Source organism: Deltaproteobacteria bacterium, assembly GCA_016180855.1.
Lineage (GTDB): Bacteria > UBA10199 > UBA10199 > JACPAL01 > JACPAL01 > JACPAL01.
The window spans coordinates 1-4,084 of record JACPAL010000030.1 but is presented as its reverse complement, the minus strand read 5'-3'; the positions used below and the strand labels follow the sequence as shown (position 1 = coordinate 4,084).

General features: G+C 52.5%; 5 protein-coding genes. All 5 read right to left on the bottom strand.

Annotated elements, in window-relative coordinates; all coding sequences use genetic code 11:
* A partial coding sequence (locus HYT77_10820; GenBank protein MBI2068483.1) for a hypothetical protein occupies positions 1 to 357 on the bottom strand: 357 nt, incomplete at its 3' end.
* 59 nt (positions 358 to 416) lie between these two features.
* Positions 417 to 986: a hypothetical protein gene (locus HYT77_10815; protein ID MBI2068482.1), complete on the bottom strand. Its 570-nt coding sequence runs from the start codon at positions 984 to 986 to the stop codon at positions 417 to 419.
* A gap of 25 nt (positions 987 to 1,011) precedes the next feature.
* Positions 1,012 to 1,665, bottom strand: coding sequence for a hypothetical protein (locus tag HYT77_10810; GenBank protein ID MBI2068481.1), 654 nt, complete (start codon positions 1,663 to 1,665; stop codon positions 1,012 to 1,014).
* Positions 1,666 to 1,772: 107 nt separating this feature from the next.
* A complete protein-coding gene (locus tag HYT77_10805; GenBank protein ID MBI2068480.1) occupies positions 1,773 to 2,315 on the bottom strand; it encodes a hypothetical protein in 543 nt (180 codons plus the stop codon).
* 58 nt (positions 2,316 to 2,373) lie between these two features.
* Positions 2,374 to 4,084 (bottom strand): hypothetical protein (locus HYT77_10800; GenBank protein ID MBI2068479.1); only part of this gene is annotated, 1,711 nt, incomplete at its 5' end.

Here is a 4,084-nt window from a genome sequence, read left to right as displayed (position 1 = left end):
CTGAAATAACGTCATCCCTCCCGAACTGAGCGCCGAAAGCGCCGTTGTTGAGATCAGAAACGCAGCGAGCGGTGAATGAATACCGAAGAGAGAGACGGTCTTCACAATCCCCGGCATCGCTACCTTCATCCCGAGGTTCATTGCGAGAGACGTCCCAAGCATCCCTCCCAGTCCCGAGGCGGTCGTCAGTTTTGTCCTAAATCCGTCTTTCCAGGCATCAAATTCGGTGTAGCGGGTTGAGTAGAATGGGCTCCCCATCAGCAGACCGGTCGTCAGTGCGTAGTTCCCTGACGTCGGCTGGTAACCTCCACCGGAATCAACAGGCAGGTAAGTTCGAGAACCCCCGGAAAGTTGCATCGTGCCCCGTCCATCGACAGGGCCTAAACTCGGTTGCTAGAAAATTTCTAAAAAACTGATTACCCCTGCGATGGCTGTAATCTAGCGATCAGAAGGCCACCTAATGAAAAGAATCCGACGAATGAGGCAACGGCAACCACACTCAAGGCCCTCCTGGTGGGACTAAACATAAGGGAGGTCCATTTAAGGCCCGATTCTCCACCCCCAAGGTGATCGGCTGCATAAAAAACCCCACGAACCATCCTCTCCGCTATCTCTTCTGCCGATCCACTGAACCGCTCCAAGGACTGCGAGGCAGAGGCCAAGGCGCTCCCCCCTTCAAAAATCCCTTTTGCTGCCACAAAAGATCCCGTCGCTCTGTTGTAGGTGACAGAGGCTACCATCCTCGGAAGTTGAGCCTCAGGAAGACCCCTGGCCATGCTTCGTATCCTTTCGATTTTAAGAAAAATGGTGTCGGAGTTTGCCTCTGCCGTAATACGAACCGGTTCCCTCACCTCGCCAAACGGAAGTGCACTACTCCAGACGGTCGATCCCTTCCCTTCGGAATAGGAGGTTGGGTTTCCTAAACGAAGCTCTTCAGCCAATCCCCAGACGAGATCAGAGGTTTTGAGCGTTGAGATATCAGACATGAAGACTCCTTTCTTCGAAAATCAATTAGACCGATCTCGCCTTTTGAGGGGCGACTAGCAAAAGAGCCCCAAATGAGAACGCAACAACCGGCAGGCCAATCTGAAATGCAAGACTCCTTAGGGAGTAACGAGCGCCTGGTTGATTTAACGTACGATAGACCGCCTTGAAGTATTCCTCGACGGTCTCCTCATCCGTCAAACCTCCCAAAGCAGCGAGCCTTACCGCCTCCAGGGCCGACTCCTGATACAATGTTGGAAGCATAATCGCTCTGGCAACAGCCCTTTGAGCCTCTCGAACTTGAGCATCGCTTGACCCGTGATTGAGATTCTGGATAAGCCCCAGGGCCGTTTCAACAGATTCACCCCAGAGACGTGATTGGCTTAAACCCCTGTCATGAGCCTGCCCCAAATATAGTGAAGGGGGTAGGGCTTCCAGATGCCGAGCAAAAAATCCTGCACGCGTTTTTAGGGCATTTAGATAATCGGCAAGCGTAGGAAGCCCCCCAATCGGTGGATTTACCTTTGTTAGAAACAGCCCCGGGGAAGCAGCTAAAATACGCTCGGCCTCTAACGGCTGGGACGAACCTGAGCCAAAGGGCCATGAGGGGACCATGTCAGATGCAAACTCAAGAAATGAGACGAATCGATCTGATGAAACCGGCAGGACAGCGGTGCCCATAAAATACCTCCTTGGGTCTTAAAAACAATTGATTCATAAACCAGGCGATGCGGGCTTCGACCTAGAGCGCCGAAGAGTTGCGAGTTTTTAAAGTCTGTTTAAAACGATCAGGCCTCAGAAACGATCAGGCTGCCGAGGAACAAAATACCTGCCCCGAACAACACAGCACTGAAAGGTTTAAAGAGGGAGGACTCCCAAGCGAGGCCACGAACCTCCCGACCAAGCTCATCAGCCGCCATCCGGACCCCCTGGACCATGTGGGTGACAACCTTATCCGCCGCCTCAACTTCTACCAAGGAGAGCCCAACGCCTGTCCTGCCAACGGCTGGGGATCCAGGCTCGGAAACCGCCTTGGTAAGCCATGTCCATCCAGTTCTCCGGCTGACGCTTGCCTCCACGATATGGTTGACAGCACCTCCCAGAGGACCCCTTCGATCCCGACTCGCACGAAGGAGAAAATGGGAATGGGTTATCTCCCCCCTGATTGAAACCGGCTCTACAAGGTCACCATAAACGAGGTCTCCCTCATAAACAAAAACCTCACCAAGCCCCCCCTTGAGCTCGCGGCAGACCCTAGCCCCTTTCTCCTTAAGCCCCCATTCGTTCATGAGTCCCCTCACAAAGCTCTCGGCGGTGATTTTTTCTGGCATAGAACCCTCCCTTTGATCCGTTGTTCGATCCGTTTAAAAAAGAGTTTCTTTAAAACATTTAAAAAACCTTGACCGACCCGTTGGTGCTGAAAACCATCTTATGGTGAAGAGTCTCACTCTTTTTGTCTTTCACATAAGCAGCAAAGTAGTGGGTGCCCGAGCTAACCTCAACCTCGTAGTAAAGTCCCTTTTTGCCGCGCATCGCCACGAGCTTTATCTCTACCTCGCTCTCTTTACTACGGATCGCCTCCGCGGCACGTCGCATAAGGCGAATCTGTCCTGCCGCTTCGTCCCTCCTGTGTCCTCTAAGAAGGTCCATCTTCTCTTCGGAGAGTCGGATCTCACGCCTCAGTCTGTCCCGAAGCTTCTCTAAAATATCCTGCGGCGTCTGATTGACCTTTTCAATAATCTCACCCTCCTTGAGCGGCCGGATATCGTGCAGAGAGACATCCATCCCTTCACCAGTGACCCATGCCGTCATCCCGTGACCGACAACATCAAGGCGAAGCGGTTTTCCATCTTCCGTCCGAAGTGTCTTGAGTTGTACCTGCTGCTGATAGATCTCTGTCCTGCCTCCTAAATAAGGAGCCCCACCAACTTTCCTGAACCGGACCGGTCCCTCCTCAGCATATCTCTGTCGAATCTGATCAACAGACGGAACGGGGTAGAGAAAGACCCTCCGTCCTCCTTCCCGTGGAATAATCTCTCTCGTGACTGCCCCCTCCGTCACTAACCTCTCAATCTCGACAAACGGGAGCGGAAGTTTGCCGACCCGATCCAATGCCTTCGCCCCACTGAGAACCGCATCGACAAAATCAACGCCGGCTGGGTGGAATGTCTTGTAATGAAACCAGTGGTTCACAATGAGCCGTAGCGCCAATTCATTGGCCTGAAATCTTTCAAGACGGGAATCCTGCCTGAAATGTTCATAGAGGTCCCAAAAAAATCCCCCATACACCTCCCCCCGATCATGAGAGTCATCTGAGACATCACTCATTTTGGAGTCGTTCTTTAAGAGTCGTAACCCTCCTCGTGGATCGGCCGATTTATCCGCAATGACTGAAAAATCTTCTCCAAAAACCGGATTGCCATGGAGGATAGCCGCAAAGGCGTCGGAAGAGCCTTCATGAATCGCACCGGCCTCTTTGGAAAATTTCTCTGACATGAGGAACGGATTGATGTGATACCAGAGGCCATGTCCCCCTTCATGAACAACAACATCCCCATCGAGTGCCACATGACGACCAAAGCTGTGTACCTCCAGCAGGTTGCTAAATTCGGCGTTCCTGACATTCGTAAGATTCACAAAAACCCGGATCGGGTGGTACCGTCCTTGATGAATCGAGGCCTGAATCGCTTCAAAATCATACCCCAACTGTTTGAGGAGACGGCAGAGACGATCCATATTGGCATAACACTGGACCTGAACAAACGGATCTGAGGGCCAGAAGCGGCCATTGTAATGTTCTCCACCATCATACGGTTGATAGAGACGATGTGGATCACAACGTCTCCGCCCCCTCAGATGAACATGCCGACCTTTGAGCTCACGGACCCCAGCCATGAGATTTCGGAGTCTTCCCTGCCTCAAAAGAATCTCGCCATCCTCTTCACTGGCGGTCCAATTTTCCCTTGCGAGAAGGATAGCGGGTCGACTCACGGTTCGGGGTCGATCCCCCACGCCTCCCGATTCTCTAACGGGGACCGTTTGCCAGGCGACGCTATTTCCAAATGAAAGTGTTGAAAGCCTCGATTGAACCCCTGTGACC